20 protein-coding genes are annotated in these 20,922 nt (G+C 31.4%); all 20 read right to left on the reverse strand.

Annotation, left to right across the window (positions count from 1 at the left end; genetic code table 11):
* Positions 1–243 precede the first annotated feature (243 nt).
* The gene (locus tag FHG05_RS17935) at positions 244–855 is read right to left on the reverse strand and encodes a hypothetical protein (RefSeq protein ID WP_140999511.1); all 612 of its coding nucleotides are present in this window, start codon (positions 853–855) and stop codon (positions 244–246) included.
* A 164-nt stretch (positions 856–1,019) separates the two neighbouring features.
* Positions 1,020–1,778 carry an XAC2610-related protein gene (locus FHG05_RS17940; RefSeq protein ID WP_140999512.1) on the reverse strand — a complete coding sequence of 253 codons (759 nt, stop codon included), beginning with the start codon at positions 1,776–1,778 and terminating at the stop codon, positions 1,020–1,022.
* A gap of 12 nt (positions 1,779–1,790) precedes the next feature.
* Entirely contained in the window at positions 1,791–2,243 is a 453-nt protein-coding gene (locus FHG05_RS17945) for a hypothetical protein (RefSeq protein ID WP_140999513.1), read from the reverse strand.
* Between the two features lie 187 nt (positions 2,244–2,430).
* Complete coding sequence (locus tag FHG05_RS17950; RefSeq protein WP_140999514.1) at positions 2,431–3,171, reverse strand: hypothetical protein; 741 nt, start codon at positions 3,169–3,171, stop codon at positions 2,431–2,433.
* 154 nt (positions 3,172–3,325) lie between these two features.
* Positions 3,326–3,925, reverse strand: coding sequence for a hypothetical protein (locus tag FHG05_RS17955; RefSeq protein WP_140999515.1), 600 nt, complete (start codon positions 3,923–3,925; stop codon positions 3,326–3,328).
* A gap of 203 nt (positions 3,926–4,128) precedes the next feature.
* Positions 4,129–4,650 (reverse strand): GNAT family N-acetyltransferase, encoded by a 522-nt coding sequence (locus FHG05_RS17960; protein WP_140999516.1) that lies wholly within the window; start codon positions 4,648–4,650, stop codon positions 4,129–4,131.
* Between the two features lie 168 nt (positions 4,651–4,818).
* Complete coding sequence (locus FHG05_RS17965; protein WP_140999517.1) at positions 4,819–5,313, reverse strand: hypothetical protein; 495 nt, start codon at positions 5,311–5,313, stop codon at positions 4,819–4,821.
* A gap of 204 nt (positions 5,314–5,517) precedes the next feature.
* Positions 5,518–7,056 carry a hypothetical protein gene (locus FHG05_RS17970; RefSeq protein WP_140999518.1) on the reverse strand — a complete coding sequence of 513 codons (1,539 nt, stop codon included), beginning with the start codon at positions 7,054–7,056 and terminating at the stop codon, positions 5,518–5,520.
* Between the two features lie 88 nt (positions 7,057–7,144).
* Entirely contained in the window at positions 7,145–8,281 is a 1,137-nt protein-coding gene (locus FHG05_RS17975; protein WP_140999519.1) for a hypothetical protein, read from the reverse strand.
* A gap of 680 nt (positions 8,282–8,961) precedes the next feature.
* Positions 8,962–9,609 carry a DMP19 family protein gene (locus tag FHG05_RS17980; RefSeq protein WP_140999520.1) on the reverse strand — a complete coding sequence of 216 codons (648 nt, stop codon included), beginning with the start codon at positions 9,607–9,609 and terminating at the stop codon, positions 8,962–8,964.
* A gap of 165 nt (positions 9,610–9,774) precedes the next feature.
* The gene (locus FHG05_RS17985) at positions 9,775–10,131 is read right to left on the reverse strand and encodes a hypothetical protein (RefSeq protein WP_140999521.1); all 357 of its coding nucleotides are present in this window, start codon (positions 10,129–10,131) and stop codon (positions 9,775–9,777) included.
* Between the two features lie 158 nt (positions 10,132–10,289).
* On the reverse strand, positions 10,290–10,826 hold the full coding sequence (locus FHG05_RS17990) for a leucine-rich repeat domain-containing protein (protein ID WP_140999522.1): 537 nt from the start codon (positions 10,824–10,826) through the stop codon (positions 10,290–10,292).
* Between the two features lie 170 nt (positions 10,827–10,996).
* On the reverse strand, positions 10,997–11,518 hold the full coding sequence (locus FHG05_RS17995) for a hypothetical protein (RefSeq protein WP_140999523.1): 522 nt from the start codon (positions 11,516–11,518) through the stop codon (positions 10,997–10,999).
* Positions 11,519–11,687: 169 nt separating this feature from the next.
* On the reverse strand, positions 11,688–13,532 hold the full coding sequence (locus FHG05_RS18000; RefSeq protein WP_140999524.1) for a DUF262 domain-containing protein: 1,845 nt from the start codon (positions 13,530–13,532) through the stop codon (positions 11,688–11,690).
* A gap of 72 nt (positions 13,533–13,604) precedes the next feature.
* The gene (locus tag FHG05_RS18005) at positions 13,605–13,907 is read right to left on the reverse strand and encodes a hypothetical protein (protein ID WP_140999525.1); all 303 of its coding nucleotides are present in this window, start codon (positions 13,905–13,907) and stop codon (positions 13,605–13,607) included.
* Between the two features lie 482 nt (positions 13,908–14,389).
* A complete protein-coding gene (locus FHG05_RS18015; protein WP_140999526.1) occupies positions 14,390–15,262 on the reverse strand; it encodes a hypothetical protein in 873 nt (290 codons plus the stop codon).
* 3 nt (positions 15,263–15,265) lie between these two features.
* The gene (locus tag FHG05_RS18020) at positions 15,266–18,031 is read right to left on the reverse strand and encodes an N-6 DNA methylase (RefSeq protein ID WP_140999527.1); all 2,766 of its coding nucleotides are present in this window, start codon (positions 18,029–18,031) and stop codon (positions 15,266–15,268) included.
* Between the two features lie 14 nt (positions 18,032–18,045).
* Positions 18,046–18,963, reverse strand: coding sequence for a DNA-methyltransferase (locus FHG05_RS18025; protein ID WP_140999528.1), 918 nt, complete (start codon positions 18,961–18,963; stop codon positions 18,046–18,048).
* A gap of 3 nt (positions 18,964–18,966) precedes the next feature.
* Entirely contained in the window at positions 18,967–19,293 is a 327-nt protein-coding gene (locus FHG05_RS18030; RefSeq protein ID WP_140999529.1) for a helix-turn-helix domain-containing protein, read from the reverse strand.
* A 903-nt stretch (positions 19,294–20,196) separates the two neighbouring features.
* A complete protein-coding gene (locus tag FHG05_RS18035) occupies positions 20,197–20,796 on the reverse strand; it encodes a transglycosylase domain-containing protein (protein WP_140999530.1) in 600 nt (199 codons plus the stop codon).
* Between the last annotated feature and the right edge of the window lie 126 nt (positions 20,797–20,922).

The raw sequence follows: 20,922 nt of genomic DNA on the forward strand, positions 1-20,922 counted from the left end.
ATACTCGAAATCCTATGAAATCTAGGATTTATTCTTGAAAGTTTATTAACTTCTTTGTGCAAAACTCCTTTATATTCAGTATCGTTCATTTAATGTTTGCTAACGTGTTGCAGCTAAAAGAAGTGGCGACGAGCCAAAACCAAGCCAACACAAATATAACGCAAACTTTTGAATTTTCGGAGAAAATTCGGAAGTATGCCCTTGCCTAAGCCATTACTTTTAACTGCTGTTGTGCATAGTATTTTATTCGGTCCAAATTTCTACACGTTTTAAATCATCATTTAATGTCAAAAAATGAATAGCTAATATCAATTGTACATTTGGGTCGTTTAGATTGATATACTTTTTGTTGTTTAAAATTTCCCAAGTTGTCAATTCTAGACTAGTAAATGCTCCATAATCATTTATTGATTTAGCATATTCAGCAATTCGCTTATTATTTTTACCTAATTCACTTAAGTAATTTGAATATTGTCCTTGTGAAACAGCGCAAAGAAACTTATAATGTTTATCAGGTTCATTTGGATTTCCGCTTTTACAGAACATCCAAATTTTATCAAATGTTGATTTTGAGATTTGTTTATAAAGTTCTGTTTGTCGTTCAAAGTTAATATTTTCCCAAAATCCGTTTCCATAAGCTTGTAAGTATTCATGAGGGATTTTTTTAAAGCAACTTTTAAAGTCATTTTGAGTATTAACACAAGTTTCGCTAATAAAGAATTCTCTAATTTTGTTCAAATCTTCAATTTCGTTTTCTGTGAAGTTGTTTTTTAATTCAGAAGTTGAATACTGTGATTTGCATGACGCAAAAAAGCCAAGAATTATAATTCCAAAAAATATCTTTCGTATTTTCATAATATTATGCACAACGGTCTGCAGCTAAAGAAAGTGGCGTAAACCAGCTCCAAGCCATTCCAAAAATAAACAAAACTTAGAAAATTCGGAGAATTTTCGGAATGAACCTGAACAAGCCATTTTTTTTAACTGCTGTTGTGTGCTGTTTTTATATTCGTTTTTTACTACCATCCTTCAAATTTCGTAGTTTCTGTTTTTGTTTTTACTACTTTATTGTTGATTAGTTTTTTATATGTAGTTTTTACAAAATTTGTTGTGTCTATAATTTCTCTTTCAATTAGTTCTGTATATTTTATTTTCCCAATCTTGTCAAAATGAATAATACTATTTACATTATAACCAAAACCATTTTTCGCATAAGACGAAAGCGTTTTTTCTACTTTATTGACTTCTAATTCATAACCCGAAAGTTCTTTGTTTAATTCAAAAACCTTCTTTTTAGGATTAAAAATGTATGCCCAATAAAACATTCCTGCACTGCCAGAAGGTTCTTTGTCAAAAATCTTAAAATCCTTAAATCCGTCAAAATTCAAATCTTCTTTGCTATCAATAGTAAAACTTTCAAAATGAAAGTTGCTAAAGTTGTGTTGATAATACGAGTCATTTGAACTTAAATTACGTGAATTATTTAATAATGTTTTGTTTTTATTTTTTAGTTCCAAGATTCCTTCACTATATTCATTTCCTTCGTAAACTATAAAAGTAAGTTTCCAATAACATTTTATGTTATTTATTATAAATGGTTCACTAGTTTTAATAAGTGTGTCTTGTTTTTTATAAATTATTTCTGTTTTATTATATTTCTGTTTTGACTGATTGGTGCTGTCTTTTTCAGTTTTTTGTACAACAAGATTTTCCGTTACTTTAGGATTTTTACAATTTGCTAAAAGCAAAATAATGAATATGTAAATGAATTTTTTCAAAGGTTTGAAAGGTTAAGTTCCGTAATTTTCGTTATCGCATTTTTTTACTTTCCGTTTTGCTATTTTTTCAAATTTACCAGTTTTTCTGTTGGCACGCCAAGCTTTTATAATTTTAGTGTAAAATTCGACATTGTTATCTGTATCTTTTACAAGAGCAATAATTTCTACATTAACACCATTATTTGTGTAGCAATATTCTGTTAATTTGTTTTCTTTCAATTCTTTCTTATCAATCTCTAAAATATCAATTATGATTTTTTTTGTATTTTCAATTTTGAAAAATAATATGAATATTTTAGTTTCAGAATTAGAAAATGCAATACCATAATCAGTATCGAGCTTACCTTTATTTAATAGAAATCCACCTTCACTTTTTATTTCTTGACCAATCCAATGTTTTCTGTTGCTTTGCTGTGAATAGCAAGAAGAAACAAGAAGTACAAATATGTATAAAAAATTTTTCATAAAATCATTGGAAAGTTTCAATTTAAAACGATTCGTCACAAAATAGCACACAACGGTTGGCCGCTTGTTGCAGTTGCGTAAATCTAGTGCAAAAGATTACAAGTACAAAACTCCTTTTGGAATTTTGTAAAAAATTCCGAAGTAACCCAAGCCTAGCAATTGCTACAAACGGCTGTTGTAGCTAGTTTTATCTTTGCCAGCCTTCAATTTTATAATTTTTTTCTAGAAGTTTTATTTCCTGATCTGAGTTGTTACGTTTATACCAAATTTCAAATCTAGCTGCATATGGTTTTCCCCAATCTCCTTCATAAATTGTGAAATGATCTTTGGTTCCATATTTTATTATTGTATCAATTGGGTGTCCTACAACTATTTCGCTTTTTTTTGACAGTATATTTTGTGAAAGTCTATCGTTTTTAGTTATCTCATATACTTTAAGATATAGTTTTCCGCTATCAATCTTTGATAACCAGATGTCATATGTATATAAGCCTGGTTGGAAAGAATTATAGAGTTCAAAGTCTTTGTCTTTTGGAATGTGATTTGTTTCTGGATTAGTTTTGTTTGAATACTCAAAAGTTTCCGCTTTTGGAATGTATATGTCAATATTATTTGGGATTTTTAATGAATCAGCATAATAGTCATAAGGATAAAACATTAAATATAAGCTAACAAGAAACAATCCAATAACTCCAATTATTCCACTTAAGACAATCTGTAAAATTCCTGTTTTATAGTTTTTCTTGATTATTCTGAGTAGACCCAAAAATCCGGAAACTAGTAAAGCCAAGAAAGGAATTCCCAAACTAAGATAGAGTACGATTTCATTTTGAATAGAAATTGTTATTAACCCAATTATTCCACAGATACAAGCGAAAATGATCGGAACAAACCATTTCTCTTTATATGCTCTCCAAAGTTTATTCATTTAAATTAGCTACAACGGTTTGCCGCTTGTAGTAGTTGCGTAAATTTAAGCCAAAAGATTACAAGTACAAAACTCCTTGTGGAATTTTCGGAGAAAATTCCGAACGCAAGCCAAGCCTAGCAATTGCTACAAACGGCTGTTAGCAAACGTATTTTTAAAAATCAATAGTATATTTTAAATCAAATCTTCCTTCTGTTATATGTGAAATAGTATCTCTATTAGTCTCTTTGCAGTCAAACCAAAATACTCCAGAAATAATTTTATTTTCAGTGTCCAATTTAATTATTTCTAACTCTCCAAAACTTGAATTGTCAGTAGTAAATTCAAAAACAGGTGTAAACCCAGTTCCATCTCCATTGTCAATAGTTTCACCCCAATGTTCATAAATTCCATAGATATTATTATCTTGATTTACAGAAATAGGATAAGTATTTCCTTCAATTAGAGGATTTAAACCACCATCTAATCTTATATTTATTAATTTGTTATTAACTTCATTATTAGCGAAAATTGATAAATGATATCCATTAAAATAGTAATCATTATATACATATGTCGCTTTTAAAATTGGATTTGAATATGGTGAACCAGTTATCTTTCGCTTAGGAACAAATATTTGGTTATCAATTTTACAACCAAAAGTATTTTTTCCTTCAGTTGTAAATTCTGGTAAACTTGATGAAGTTCCGTCATCAGTATTTTCACAACTAATAAAACAAATGGTTAAAATTAAAAATTTAAAAATATTTTTCATGCTTTTTCTTTTATAGATGCTTTTTTTTTGAATTTGGTTGCGTTAATATGTTTGCTAACGTTTTGGCGCTTGTGGCAGTTGCGTAAATTTATAATAAAAGTTTACAAGTATAAAACTCCTCGTGGAATTTTCGGAGAAAATTCCGAACACAAGCCAAGCCTAGCAATTGCTACAAACGGCTGTTAGTGGCTGCCTTTGTCTTATCATTCCAGTTTTAACTTCATCATAATATCTGTCTGTTCATCTTCTCCTAATTTAAAAATATGTTTATCGAATTCTAGAAAGCCATTTTTCTTGTAAAAACTTATTGCTCTCGGATTTTCTTCCCAAACGCCCAACCAAACATATTCCGAACCTTTCTGTTTCGCAACTTCGATTGCTTTATCATACAATAATTGCCCAACACTTTTTCCGTGAAACTCTTTCGCAACATAGATTCTCTCAATTTCTAAAGCTTTACTGTCTTTCAATTCGGTTTGTGAATCTCCAAAATTGACTTTCAAATATCCAATTACTTCTTCTTCCAACTTTGCGAAATAAAACTCAGAGTTTTTATCATTAAATTCTGCGGTTAATTTTTCTTTTGAGAAACCTTCTTCCAAATAGTTTTTCATGTTTTCTTCAGAATTCGATTCTGAGAAAGTTTCTTTAAAAGTCTGTCTTCCAATTTTCTGTAACTGGTCAATTTCTGATGTGCTTATTTTCTGGATTTGAATATTTGACATTTTATGCAGAGTTGTTTAAAGGTTGCTACTAACGTTCCGCGGTTTGGCGCAGTAGCGGCTGCGTGGAACGATTATTTCTTGCTAAGATAAAATTTTCTTTGCGGAAAATAGGCGTGTAGCTAATATAAAAACAGCTATTGTGCCAAACCGCTGTTATGCGTTCGGTTTTTATTCTTTTATCAGTTTTCCATTTTCGAATTTGCATTCTTTTTTCTGACCATTTTTTTCAATTAAATAGACGATACCATTCTTTTTGTTATTCAAATATGGACAACGATAAACTAATATTCCATCTTTATATTCTTCTTCTAATACTTTTTGATTATTCTCATCATAATACTCAATCCATTTATAGTCTATTAGATATTCGTATTTAATTTTCTTTTCTTTTACTCCATATTTTCTATAAAAAATTTCTTCAGCAATTTTTATCTTTTTGCCATTGAAATATTCAATACTTTTTATTAATTCTCCATTTTTAAATTCAATCTCAAAAGTCAAATGATTCTTGTGTTTAAAACTTTGGATTTTTCCAGTAAAAAGCTCGGAATTTGAAACTTTGTAAACTAAATTATTTTCAGTATAAACTTCTTCTTTTTTTAAAATCTCTTGAGAATAAATTTTAGCTACGAATAGTAATAATATAATGCAAATTTTTTTCATTTAATATATTTTAGTTTCTTGAGTTAAACTGACGCATAACGTTTTACGGCTACAAGTAGTGGCGTGAACCATTACCAAGCCCTAACAAATATAAGCTTATTTTAGAAAATTCGGAGACACGAGCACAAAGTGCGAACTGGTGCAACAATTTTCGGAATATTCTTGAACTAGCCATTACTTGTAACCGCTGTTGTGTGCTGTTTTTTACTCATCTAAATATTCAATTCCATCTAAACTCAACCAACCTTTTTGACAATTAGGTAACTTAAAACGAGCAAAGTTACCTTCAAAATCTTCAAGTTTTTTGTATCGAAACTCTTTGTGTAATGGAAAAAGCTTAAATAAATTATTTTTCTTCATCTTATAAAATGGATACTTGAACTCCACAAACTGTAAATCTTGGTATTCATTAAAATTATTTAATTTTTTATATGTGATATTGTTTTTAAAATCTTCATTGCTTACAAAAAAATTTCCTAAGTAACTCATTCCAAATGTTCCATTCTCTCTTTGAAAATAAACTACAGTATAACTAAAATCAACCATTTCAGAAATTCTAGTTACATAGTTATCAAAATGATAAAATTCACTATTACTTAAAATGGTATCTTTTGAATTGTTACTCTGAAAATAGAAATTCTTTATTCCAAAAGTATTTGATAATGACAAAGTATCTGTTTCTGTATCGTTTGTTTGAAATCCAAAAACATTAAAATTTCTTATTTTTAAAATGAATTTTTCATGTGATTTGGAAATAGTTAATTCATATTTGTAGTCTTGTTGTGGTGCTTCAGGTAGTAAAACTAAAGGAAAAGAAAATCTTTTTTTTAGTTTTTTTCCTGTCCAATCTCTCCATTTTAATTTATTATTTTCTAGAATTTGGATACTTCCCAAACTTCCTTTTGATGCTTGTAAAGGAAATTTGTTTAGTTTTTTATAAGAAAGATTATATAAGTCTATTTTGCCTTTAATATAACATTTTATTATTTTGCTTAATTTTATCGAGTCATAACTTTGATTAATTAATGTTTCATTATAGATATTTTTAAGTTTCACTTTTTTGTTTTCTAAAGTATCAATTCTAAAAAAGTCCTCTTCTAGATCATTAAAAATATGTTGTGAAAAATAATAAATTTCTGAATTTGTTAATTTTAGTTTTACGGTTTTATAATTAATGTCATAATTATTGTGTAAAGAAAGTATTTCAAAACTTTTTTTAGTTGGGATTATAAAAAGTTCTTCATTATCAAAAGTATAAATCACTTTTTTATTATTGAATTTAATGAAAATATAAGGCATATAATCTTCAATATTAGTGTAAACGTTTTTATCATCATACTCATCCCTAAATTTTGCAAAGAAGTTATTATTTACTTTACAAAGTTTATATTCTTCATAATTTAATTCTTTTGAACTAAATTTTTCGATATAATTAAAACTAATATTTTTTAGTAAATCAAAATCATAGTTTTCATCAATTTCATTGTAGGAAATAGTTTTATTGATTTGAGAATAGGTTTTTAACGTTTCTTCTGTTAATAATATTAATTTTGTTTCTACATTTTGTTTTTTATTTTGAATAGAAACATTTATTCTTAACAGATACAATTGGCTTTCTTTTTTTATAATTATTCCTTTACCTTGGATTATATATTGAAGTTCTCCTTCAGTTACTTTATAGGTTTGTTGAGCAAAAGACAAAATGGAGAAAAATATAAAAGATATGTAAATAAGTAGTTTCATTTTTCTGGTATTTCTGAATTTTTAAACAATGGACTTAACTAGGTGTCTAACCTTTTGGAGCATGTTCACTTGTGTGAAGATTTTTATTTTAGATATAACTTTTGATTTTTTCAATTGCTTTATTTATAAGTTCGCTTGGATAGTCAATTTCTCCGTTGTCTTTTTTTATTGGTTTTGTAATGAATTTATGATTTTTAAAATCCAAAATATAGAAACCTGTTATAGATTCTCGCACTTGTTGATTGCTAATATGTTTTGTTAAATACTCAACATAAATTGGTTTTTCGTCTTGAAAGTAAATAGTAATATTATTTATGGAAGCTTGATTTGAATAAGAAACATATTTCTGGTAAACAGATTTTTGCATTTTTTTCTTATTCTGAAACAAATCTAATATTGTTTCAGAATTATCGTTAAAGTTTTGCTTTGGTTCGGTGTTATTTTTAATCGTTTTTATTTTAAGATTTTTATCATTTTTGATTTCGGCAACTAATTTATCTATTTCTTTTATTTTGGAATCGTCATATAAAGCTATTCTGTTAAGACCTTCTCTATAAAAGTCTTTTTCAAATATGACATATCTAAAATCACTATCTATTTTTATTAAGATGATCTTTCTATTATAACCTTCTGCACGTCTTGAATATAAAATTTCAAAATTTTGAATTTGGTTTTCTGTCATACAAAAAGTTACAGCCTCCCTTTCGTCTTTAATCTCTGTATATTTCCAATTGAGTGCATTGTCTTTATATTTGTTTATTTCGCTGGTTTTTTCATAGAGTAAATCACGAAAATATGCGGTTTGTTTATCACGCTCAATATTTCCATTGCTTTTTAGAAATCTAAATCCATCATTTTTCTGGGAATAATAAAATTTCCCTAAATCTTCGTTAATCAAAATTTCTTGTTGTTTGTTTCTTTTCTCTAAAAAGAAACGAATATAATTATTGTCAATGATTGTATATTTTCCATAAGTTGATGGAGATAATCTGTCTTGCCCGCGATGTGAAATTTGATAACTATGAAAAGTTCCATCAGGTTTTAAAACAAGTATCAACCCAAATTCAATACCATATTTGTCAGGTTTTATTGGATATAATATATATTCTTCAGGAGGATAATTATTATCAATTAAAGAGTTAATATTCCATTTTCCAACAAGGTCTTGCGAAAATACATTTTGAATTAAAAAAAATGGTATAATAAATTGCAATATTTTTTTCATTTTCGCCTTTTATTTTATAAGATACAAGAATTGGTGAAAAGATTGGATTTTTTGTTCGGTTTTTGTAAAATAGCACACAACGTTTTCGGGCTACTCGCAGTACTGCCAGTGTTGCGCCTGCGGCAGGGCAGTATTGCGAGTAACCCGTGTTGTGCGCTGTTATTATTTCTTTGCTAAGATAATAATAAAAGTTTACAGTTGGAACGTAAAGAAACTTAGATAGATGATTTTTAAATATTGTCGCTTATCAGACAGTAATGATAGGCGCAGTTTTTAAAAATCTTAGTGTGTATAATTTGGCTACACATTGGTTTTAAGTTAGTTATTATAAAAAAATATTTGACTTTGTATATTTTTTCTTATAACTTTGGCAAGCCTTTTAAGCGACTTCGCTTTGAAAATATAGTTTTCAGCAAATTTCTTTTTGCAAGGCTTGACGAAAAAAACAAAACTGTTTTCAGCTATTTAAAACCATCTATTCCACAAAATTTTAACACTATCTATCAAGGTTAGCACTTCCAATTGCGTACAACGTTTTGGCGCTTGGCGAAGAAGCGGATTTCGAAGCACTAAACTGTCTACCAGCACTGAACTTGATACGAAGCACAAAGCTTCATTTAAGCACTGAACCCGCTTTTTTGCCAAACGCCTGTTAGCGGTACGGGCTTCTATTTCTACTGTCATTTGTCTATAAATTCTTTCTTGTTTTTTCGAATGAAGTCAACTTGAATTTGTTGCAAGTTTTCCATTTTGTATAGGTCGTAAAACTCATCATCAAATTTGTTTAATGGATTGTCGTCATACGATTTGCTAAAACCTTCTAATGTCCCGTCTTGATGTTGAGTTATTTTCGGGTTCTCTTTTTCAAATGTGTCGTTAGCTCGTTTGGTCAAGTCAGCAAACTTGGTTGCTCCTACAAGCTTTAAAGCATCTGGCAAGTGTTTGTAAAACTGTCCACTTGAATTGAAATAAAATTGGTTGTAACCGCCATTGTTAACTTCTGCTTCTAATGCCCAAATCATATAAATCGCTTGTTGTGATTTATTCCAAGACATAACAATTTCATATTCCTTTTCGAAGTCGGTTGGCTGTTTTTCAGAAAGGTTGTCAAAAACCACTTGTAATAAATTCTCGTCCGCAGTTGTGTCTATAATTTGTTCAGTCAATTCTTTATATTTTGGTCTGTTTTTAAACGCTTCAACTGAATTGGCAAGTTGCTCTTTCATTTCTTTGGAAAGTCCACTATCGTTTTTCTTTGTCTGTTCTGAACAGCCAAACAAGTTTAGAATTGTCGTTATTATTCCCATTATTATTAAACTTCTTGTCATTGTCGTGTCGTATTTTAGCCTGACCGCTAACGGTCTCGTATAACCGTCAGTTACGGGTTAATGTGCGTTAATTTTCGGTTTAGCACTGACGTTAGCAATTTCGAGTGGATTCGGACGTAGTCGAATCCGCCGTAATTGCGGTTATACATTGTTGTAGCCAGTTTTTTATTCATTTTCAACTCCAAATTCCGCCCAGTTTAGCACGTTAAATTCATTTTTCCGAAAGTTAGAAAAGTCCGATTTATTAAACATCAATTCTACGTTATTTTCGGTACGTTGATAAGTTACAGTCCAAGGCGAACATATTCGGTCAGTTAATTCGATTGATTCCGAAATAGAATTTTTTCCGCTCGTTATTTGTCCTAAAATTTCAATTCTGTATGAGTTTTTTAGTTTCTCATATTTTGAGATTTCAAATCCGTTTTTACAATTCAGAGTTTCGATTATCAGTTCCGCAAACTTTTTCCCTTTTTCAAGAGAATTTTGGTTTTCAGTAATTAAAGTTAGTCGAAAGTTCTTCATTTTCTTAAATTGGCTACAACGTTCTGCGGCTTGCTCTCAGTGGCGTTACACCAGCACCAAGCCATTACAAATATAACAAAACATTCCATTCAGCAGCGGATTTTCCTACGGAAAATCCGGAAGTAGCCATTGAAGCAAACCGTTGTTAGCAACAGTACTTATTCATTTCCATAACTTTCCATATAGTCATTGACTGAATAGATTAATTTAATTTTTGTGCCAAGTGATTTCTTTATAGTTTCTAAATCATTCTTGTCAAGCTTAGTATCCACAATTTTTAAAACTTTAAGTTTTGGAAGTGATTTTAGTTTTGGAATTTCTGCAACTACATTCAGATTTTTATTCAACGCCAAATCTAAAATTTCAAGATTTTGAAGGTTTGATAATGAGTTTGGTAAGCTTTTCAGTTCATTAGAGTTCAACGTCAAAACTTTTAAGTATTTTAATTCGGATATTCTTTCAGGTAATTCAACAATACGATTTCTGTCCTTATCACCTTCACTTAAAGCTGATAATGGCGGATAAAATATTACTTCTTTTGCGCCAAGTTCCAATTCAGTTAAATTTTTGTATTCAAAAACACTATCTGGAATTGAGTTAAGTTTTCTACTACTTAAATCAATTTTAGTTTCTATTCTCGAATTCTTTTCAGAACATGAAAACAGAATTAAAGAAACTATTAAATAATATTTCACTTGCAGATTTTTTAAAGTATTGTTGCTAACGGTCTCGTATAACCGTCAGTTACGGGTTAATATATGTTTATTTTCGGTTTAGCACTAACGTTAGCAATTCCGAGTGGATTCGGACGTAGTCGAATCCGCCGTAATTGCGGTTATACATTGTTACCTGCTGGCTTTTTTCTTTATAGTTCATCTTTATAGTCCATAAACTTTATTTTTCTTAATTCAGCGTTTGTAATTTCTATTCCTTTTGGTTCTGAATCATTGCAAACATTATGTTCAGAAGTGCTGAATTTTTGAAAAAATAAATCGTTAAATTTTTTGTCAAATTTAAATTCAATATTCCGACTTTCTCGATGGCACATTCCACCATAATAAGAAATTATCAATTCACCATTCTTAATTTCTATTTCAGGCAATTGATTATACATTTCAATATACGTGTCCGTAAGATTATCGTTCAGAATTTTTTTGGATACATTTCCTTTCGAGTTAGTTATAAAGACAATTATCTGCCCTTTTTCACTATCGCTTTTAGATGAAACAATTGCTAAATCAAAAATTCCATCAAGATTTATGTCTCCTTTTGATTCGTGTATAATACTATATTTTTCTTTTTCATTTTGTAAAGGTTTTAGCGATTTGCAATTCGTGAAGAACAGTGTCAAAAGCATTAAAGTAAGAATTGTTCTTTTGTTTTTCATTTTCGACGGTCAGTTTTTTTTAGCTTGCAGGTAACGGTTTCGGGCTTTGCGTTCGGGCGGGTTTCGGAGCACAAAACTGTCAACCAGCACTACACTTGAATAGAGGCACAAAGCTCCAAGTTTGCACGTCACCCCGCCTGACGCAAAACCCGTGTTACCTGCTGTGTTTTTAATCATTGTCATTGTATGTAATATCTTCATCGTCATCAACAATTTCTTCTATTGGTTGTTGGAAGTGTTTGTCAATGCCCCAATTTTTAATAATCCAAATTACTAATTCTTCACGTCTTTTTTTACAGTTTGCAGGTGTCCAATCATTATACTCAGCAATTTTTCGTTCTTGTCTGATGTCTGAATTAGAGTAAGAATACCCTGAACCTGCTACTCCTTTTTTTCTTTCAAATTCAAAGTTGCTATATCTTGAATTGTCTTTTGTAAGAACCAAGTTTGAAATGTCGTGCAGATAGATTTTTCGTTCTTCATCTGTCCATTTACTAAGCCAACTTGAATTTTCATTTGGGTTTTGAGGTAAAATGTGTTCAATTGTTGAGTCGGTTAAGTCCTCCCAATTCAATTTTGGTTTGTTTTTACCTTGTAACAAATGGAGTTCATACTCAAAAAGAGTATATTTTAATAATCTTCTGTGATGATACCATTCAAAAATATCCTCTGTTAGAGATTTCCTAAAATTATTTTCGTGTGAATACCAATTGATTGTTCCGTAAATCCACTCGGTAACGGACTTTAAAGTATGTTTTGAAGTAAATACATCGTCTGCCCAACGATAAAGTTGTGACATACCCGTGTTACTTCGTTTTCCTTCCCATAGGAATATCCTATATGAAAAAACCTCTATTGATTTTAGAAAATCTGAATACTCGCTATTCTCAACTTGATTGTTTTCACGCTTAATTCTTGAAGCTACCATTAATGGAAGATAATTGGCGATATTACCTGCGTTTCTGATTTTTGTCAGTAGAGTTAGTTCGTTTTCATCAAAAGGTGCATTATTAGGTTTAACGATTGCAGAATAATGCTTAGAAATTAACGCAAGACCATCAACAAATTTTAATAAAAAACTTTTTACTTCTTCTTTTGTCTTTTTTGAAAAATTTCTAAGTGGAATTACATCATCTGACTTAAAACCACTATAACCGTCCCAGTTTTTTGGGGTATAGCTAACAAATAAAGTCCAAGCAATACGCAAACATTGACCTTCACTACCGTTACATTTGGCAATATTTACATAGACTTCTTTCCAAGTTTTATTGATAGTTTTTGTAAAATCTTCTTTTTCTGAAATTTCAGGAATGTTTCTGTAAACCCAATACATAAGATAGTTTTTGAGTAATTCCATAGAGGACAAATCTTTTCCTCTCGAATTCATTAACTCAAAGGTCATTCCTATTTCGCTTTCAACTTCGATTGGGTAAAAGGAAAAATTCAATTTACGGATAATCGCATCAAACAAATCTCTCAAATAATCTTCACTTTTATCTGCTCTGATTTTCAATTGTTCTTCAATGTGATCTTTTAAAAAGCAATATGCTTCATAAATCCTTTTTTGATGAACAGAATTTGCTTCTATGTTGCTAACTCCTTTTGATATTAAGTCCAAAAAGAAGTCAGCCGTATCATTATTTAATCTAAGTTTACTTTTACTTCCTGAATATAGATAAATTGGAATTTCGGCATTAAAATCGTCTTGTCCCAATTTGATAAGTTCTTTAATTATGATTGACAGGTAAAGACTGCAAGTGGTCAATCTTTGTTGTCCGTCAACAATGTCAACGATTTCAAGTTTTTTTGTTCCGTAATTTTCTGTCGGTTTACTGATTGGCTGATAAATAACAATTGTTCCGGTATAATGGCTGATAATTTTATCATCTATTAGTGCATCTATGTCCTGAACAAAATCATTCCATTGTTTTGCTTCCCAAGCATAACCTCTTTGATAATCGGGAATTTGAAAGATTTTTCCCTCTAAGATATTTGATAAGGTTTTTTTCTCCATTTTCTAATTTTAAAAAATAACATAGGTGGCGAAGCCACCTATGTTATAGATATTTCTCTTACTGAAAATTGCTTACGCACTTCTTGTGTTTTGGTGTTTGCAGTTTTTGTCATATGTTTTTAGCCAAGAACCTTCTTTGCAAGTGAAAGTTTGTCCTGCGGCAACCCTAACAGTCTTTCCACTACTTGACATTGTAGCAATGTGTTTGCATTTTTCGTCATAGGTCTTAATCCAGGAACCCTCTTCGCAAACAAAAAAGTCCGAACCAATACCAACAACATTTTTTCCTGATGAAGACATTGTTGAAATGTGCTTACCTTTTTCATCGTAAGTTTTAATCCAACTTCCGTCTGTTTTTACATCTGATAGTGCCATTTTATTTATTTTTTTTAGTTGTGCCTACTCTGTTCGGTTTTCGGCATCCCCGTTTGTCCGCTAAAATAGATTGGCAATCCGTCAAAACGTGTCGTTGTCTTGTATGGTCGTCTTTCTAACATAGCAGGTAACGTTTGGCGGCTTTGCGAAGGTGGCGATTTTCACCACTAAACTTCAATCGAAGCACTAAATTTTGATTAATCACTTCACTGTCATACGAAGCACTGCACCGCCACTTTTGCAAAACCGCTGTTACCAGCTGGCGTTCTGTCGTCCGTGTCGTGAAAGTCAGGTATGATAAGGGTTTCGCTGTCATTGTCCAATGAGTATTTTGGTCTTTATGTGTCGGTTGTGCGGTGGCGGTTTTAAAAATTTTTGAAGGGAAGGAAATTTTAAAAAATAATTTTTCTTGGGTGGGAAAGGTGGAAGCTCTTTTGCAAACTTTGGTCTGCGGGTCGGCTTGTAGCGGTTTGCAAATGTGCTTACACCTGTACATTGGGTTTGTTATTTGTTAGTTGATAAATTGCTGCTTTCAAAACTTGCCAACAAATTCTTGCTGTATGTTCGTCAGGATTAAATCTTGAACTTACTTGTTCGTAAGGATGAATGTAATTTCTAAAATCACGCAATGAATGACTGAATTTCTTTACGTCCTCTTTCAAAATTCCAATGTCGTGTGCTGTGTCAATGAAATTGCTAAGTGTCCATTCGTGATATGGTTTTACCTTGCCGTTTTGGTCTTTAGGCGATGTTCTTGATTGGTTAAATTCTCTCGGATACTTTGATGCAATTCCTAACAATATTCCTTCAAGTGAACTGCCTGAAAGAAAAATAACCGACATTGGAGCTTTGGCATTTAAACATTTTTTTATTTCATCAAATCGAATGTTCAAAGTTTCTGTTATGATGCTGTCCAGACCTAATTTGTTAAGGGAAATATCGCTAAACTCCTTTTGTAAAAAATCATCTTCTTTTACTTCAATCTTTTCTTCAAATTTTATTTTCCCTGCTTTGGTAAATGTTATTTCGGTTTCTTTTCTTAAAACCTGCCATCCATCAAATGCAAGATATTGATTGAAGTCAGCAATGAATTTGTCCAGTTCTGCAAAGCGACCAATGAAATTTACAGGTGCAAAAAGTTTGCGAATGCATTTGTCAAGTTCGGGTGTGCCGTTGATTTTTGATAGTTTTTCGTCCGTATACATCCATCGAGAAGGAAACCCACCACCTCTGTTGTATGTGTCGTTTGCACCTAAATCATTAAAGAAATCAACCAGTTTAGGACCTGAACGATATTCTGTTTCCTCATTGATTAAGTTTCTTAATTTCTCTAATGTCTTTTGTTGCAACTTCATTTTTTAATTCATTTTTACTGCAAATCTGATTCTATAAAGATGTAACAAGGATGATTTAATTGCTTCGTAATGCTCAAAAATGTCGAATGCTTCAAATAAAACTCTTTCAAAATTTACTCTGTCTGCTCGTTCAACTTCTTGTTCTAAGGGAAATCTATTTCTATTTGCAATTGGATGAAAAGCATTGATAATACTTTGCTTTTGCTCGTCTGATAAAAGTTCAAAATTCAATAGTTTAAAATCACGCTCAAATTTTGTCGCTCTTAAATCAAGTGCACCTAAACCTCTACCAAAACCAAAACTTTCTATAAAAAACATACTTAGAACACTATTTAATAAGGCAAGCAGTAAAACTCTGTTTTCATCTTGATGCTCCGCTTTAATTGAAAGTCCAATCATTCTTTGGTCAATGAAAGAACGATTAACAAAGGTTGCAATGAATAAACTTTTATCGTAATTCACATTAGCGACAAAGTCAGCCATATTATCGGTTTTCATCTCATACCAAAACATATTAGCTCTACGCAAAGATTGAGTAAGTGGAACACCTGTTTCGTTGTTTTGATTTTCAAAACTTCTAATCCATTGCAAAGCACCTGTATGATTGAGTTGTTCTAATTCTTCAATACTTCTTGAACAACAAAATGCTTCTCCATCTGCTGAACAATAAAGTCCTGATGTTCCTCTTAGGTTTTTAAGAACTGGTCTTATGTATTCCGCTTCAATATTGTGTCCAGAAGCAGGGTAAAATAAGGGATTCCAACCTCTTCTTTCACCACGAGTAAACTTGAAAATCTGGTTGCAATCAATTAGTTTTTCTGAAACTTCTGTAAGCCAATTAAGATTTGCAAAGTAACCGCACCAAGGGACACCAATTGTTTCAAAATTAGCTATGTCATTGACTGAATAATTCTGAATGGCTACAAATTCATTATCTGTTTCCAACAAAATACTTTCGCTCAAGTGTTTAGTGTCAGGTATTTCATTGATATTTTCTTTTAGGGTGCAAAATGAAATTGTTCTGTTTTGGTCTATTGGCGTATTTGGATTTCGCTTTTTTGCAATCAGAAAAGTAGTTACTACGTCTGCATTGTCAAACCATTTTCCTTTCCCTGAAATTACAACAATTTCAATGTCATAGAAATTCTGAATTAGCTCTAAGAAAATTTCTCCGTAATCAGTTCCCAACCAGGCATTAGAAAGTATCAGTCCAATTTTTCCATTTTCAGAGAGCAATTGATGTAAATAGAATGGGATATATGCGAAAATGTCACTTTTTCCGCTGAGAGTTGTTGTAGTTTCTGCTTGTTCGTGTATGAAATTGTTTATTTCTGTGATATTCGGGTTTAAAACTTGAATTTCTTTGCTTTTGATAAATGGCAGATTTGATACTACGTAGTCAATAGGTGGTAGTTGCTTAATAATATCATTTCCGTTATTTGGGTCTTTAAAAGTAATGTTTTCTCCGACCTCCAAGTCAATCACGTCCGCTCTGAAAATGTTTAAAACTTTGCCAATATTGTTTGGCTTAGCCAAAGTAAGTGTTGATAATTGAATAGGAAAAGAATGTTTGTCGGATGCCCAAATGCTGTTGATTATTTCGTCTTGGTTAAATTCATATTCTTCTTTGAGCAAGTAGGCTTGGTTGATAATTGTTCCTGTTCCGCAACAAGGGTCAATTACAACTCCTTCCTTGTCTTCAACGGTGAGCCTCACTAATAAATCTGCTAATTTTTTAGGTGTAGCAAATTGTCCTGCAACCTTTCGTTTTGCAGATACAATTGAAGATTGGAGTAAATTATGTAGAATTTCGATTTCAATTCCGGCAATGTTGATTGAAGAAAGAAATTGATTTAACTGGATAATCTGTTTCCAAGCAGAATTTGAAATGAACTCAATTGCAAGGTTATCACTGAAAATATTCCAGAAATTGCAATGCTCAGATATTGATGCAATTATTTCCTTTGCTTGCTCAATTGAAGTTTCATTGTTTATTGATTCTATTGCTCTCGCTTCGTTAAAATGCCTTTTTAGAACATTAGCGAAGATGATTTTAAACACCCAATCGGTTAAAATTACCTTTGAAAGAGTAGGTAGTTTGTTTGAAGCGTCTTTTGCTGCTGTTGGATTATAACCATATTCAGTTGCCGAGGATAACCACCAATTGTTTATTTGAGCTTCAAGTCTTGAATTTCTTCTAAAATTTGTTCTTAGGTTTTCCGCTGTCGAGGGTATGTTTTCGAGAACTACATCTATTATTGCATCAACTGCCAATATTTCGGCTGAAACTTCATCTGAAATTTCTCCCGTTTCAAAATAACCGTTTAAGTCTGTAAGTATTGAATGTAGTAATGATTTCCAAAGTGCTTCTTTTGGTTTTACCTCAGTTCGATTGTTGATGTCAACGTCATTCCAAGTTTTTAAAATTGAGAATGACTCACCTTGTTTAGAGTAAAGAACGGCACTCTTTACATTCCAAAGTATGAAGCTATCTCTTTGTAAAATTTTAGCTTTCTTGATAGCATTACTAATTAATTCAGCGTCATTAATTGGCGTGTCAGGCATTTTCAACTCCCAACCTTGCAAAATGATATTTCTTGCTTGGTCTTTGAAAATTAAAACATCAGGAAATAGACTTGACTTTTCGTTGCTTATTGTACTTTCGCCTCCTGCACTTTTGAAATGCCAACTTTTATTTGCAAGGTGTAAGTTGATTTCACTTATTACGTCAATTGCCCAGCTTCTTTCGTTGTATGTAACTCTTGCCATATTTTGTAATTCAATCAATAAATTGCTGGACTTGCTTTTGCCTTTCCGTTTTTATAATTAAGTGTATGATATTTAGCAATTGGCTCATTGAACAATCTCAAAGTCGATTCCTCAATCTCCTTGCGCTTAAGTGTTTCTTGGATTCTGTCGGTGCAAATTTTTATGTAATCAACAGGTTTTACTTTATGAAGTAAAACGTCTTCATTTTTTTCAATACCAATAAATTGTCTGTTTTCAAGAATTGCAGATAGCAAGAAACTACCACTGCCACAAGCATTGTCAAGCACTATATCGCCTGGCTTTGTGAATGTTTTTATAAGGTATCTACCTAATTCAATTGGCTTTTGTGTCGGATGTAATACAGGACCTTCTGATTCCGCTGTTTTTACATATACAAAATCGTCAATTGGCTGTTCTTCGTAACAAACAACATCAGTAGGGTATCTTTCTCCATTACTCTTTACGTGTCTTGGTTTAAAGTCACCATAACTTCCTGTGTATTGGTCTTTTCTGATTCCTTTGTCATAAGCCTCTCCGTTAGTCATTTGAGGGTTATATGTCGGTTGTTTTTTGTAGAAAAGGCATATATCTTCGTGTTTACGGAGTGGTTGTTTCTTTGCATTTAAGAAGTTTGTTGATTTAGATTTTATCCAAACAATTTTGTATTTGAATAATTTTTCGTTACTCATAATCAACTTAGCTGTAAAAAGACCTTGCGCTGTCAAGGCAATAGCTCCATCATCTTTGATGATTCTTTCATAATGCTTCCAAAGTTGTTCTAAGTCAATTACTGAATCCCATTTGTTTTGAGTGGTTCCGTAGGGTAAATCACAAAGAATCATATCAATTGAATTGCTTGGGATCTTTTTCATTACCTCTAAGCAGTCTCCTTGAATAACTTTGTTTAAGTATTGTTCTATTGATTTTGCCATTTCTTAAAATTTTAAATTTCCTTGTTTAACCTTTGATACTCTGTAGTATTTCGCTTTTTCCTCTGCCAATGTCAATAATTCTGTTGAGTCGGGAACTCGGTAAATCATTTCTGCTATCTTCTCACTGAAAAATTCTTTTTCAAGTTTCTTGATGTCCAACTTGAAAACTTTTGCAAGCTTGGGAAGAATTTCTTCTGGAACATTGCGTTTTTGATTTTCAATTTTGGAAAGCGTTGATTGGTCAATATCAAGTGCAGCCGCAAGCTTTGTAAGAGTTAAGCCGTGTTCAACTCTCAAATTGTGAATGTATTCTCCAAATGTTTCTTTCATTACCTTGAAATTTTCGCCTTGACAATTTTGTCAAAATTACAATTTATTTTCATAACCCGAACAAGTGCGTGGGAAAAATTTTGCTCTTTTGGTTTTGCTGAAGCGTAGGCTTTGTGTGTAAGGGCAAAACCAAATGTGCAAAATGCGGGCAGGCATAAAATTATTTTTTTAAATGTGCGGTGGGAAAAATTTTTAAAACCATTTGGGTCGGCTTGAGTGTCGGAAAAGTCAGGTCGGTTTGTGTCAAAGAACAGCGAAATTGTCTGCCGAGTTTAGGTCGTCTGTTGGTGGTCGTGTCGGTTCTCTACGCTTGCTGGTAACGTTTTCGGGCTACTCGCAGTACTGCCAGTGTTGCGCCTGCGGCAGGGCAGTATTGCGAGTAACCCGTGTTGTGCGCTGTTATTATTTCTTTGCTAAGATAATAATAAAAGTTTACAGTTGGAACGTAAAGAAACTTAGATAGATGATTTTTAAATATTGTCGCTTATCAGACAGTAATGATAGGCGCAGTTTTTAAAAATCTTAGTGTGTATAATTTGGCTACACATTGGTTTTAAGTTAGTTATTATAAAAAAATATTTGACTTTGTATATTTTTTCTTATAACTTTGGCAAGCCTTTTAAGCGACTTCGCTTTGAAAATATAGTTTTCAGCAAATTTCTTTTTGCAAGGCTTGACGAAAAAAACAAAACTGTTTTCAGCTATTTAAAACCATCTATTCCACAAAATTTTAACACTATCTATCAAGGTTAGCACTTCCAATTGCGTACAACGTTTTGCGGCTACAAGTAGTGGCGTGAACCAGCACCAAGCCATAACAAATATAAACTTATTTTAGAAAATTCGGAGAATTTTCGGAATAGAACTGAACTAGCCATTACTTGTAACCGCTGTTAACCATAGTTATTTTTTCAAAAGTTTTTCAACTTCTGCTTTCAGCTTTTCTGGTCGTCTTTTCGGATTGTATAAAGCAGGGTTTCTTGTCATAACAATTAACGAGGCTATTTCATTTTCGTTTAGCTCCGTTATTTCTTTTCCAAAATAAAATTTTGATGCATTTTTTACTCCAATTTGATTATTGACAAAATCTACTGTACTTAAAGTATAATTAAGTTGCTCCTTTTGTGAAGTTTCTTTTTCAATTTTCATTGCTAGAGACATTTCAATTCTAATTCTATTGATAGAATTTCGGTTTTTCATTTTAGGAATATACATTTGTTTAGCTAGCCAAAAACTTAAAGGTCTGGAAGTCCTATGGTAAAATATTGACTTAAATAAATATTCTCCAGTTTTAGTTTCTAATGAATTGTCATTATCTAAATCATAATATTTATAGAATAATTCGGGTAAATTTTCGGATTTTCTTATTTCAGAAAAGTAAGGTTGTAATTCATTTTCTGTGAAGTCATATTTCCAAGCATTAATTAAAAGAAAGTAAACTACTAAAAAAATAACAGAAAATATGATAAATAGAATCCGAAATATTTTAATAATACGTTTCATTTTTATAATTATGGTTAACGGTTTGCCGCTTGTAGCAGTTGCGTAAATTTAGCCTAAAATTTACAAGTACAAAACTCCTTGTGGAATTTTCGGAGAAAATTCCGAACACAAGCCAAGCCAAGCAAT

It is taken from the genome of Flavobacterium profundi, from assembly GCF_006491645.1.
Lineage (GTDB): Bacteria > Bacteroidota > Bacteroidia > Flavobacteriales > Flavobacteriaceae > Flavobacterium > Flavobacterium profundi.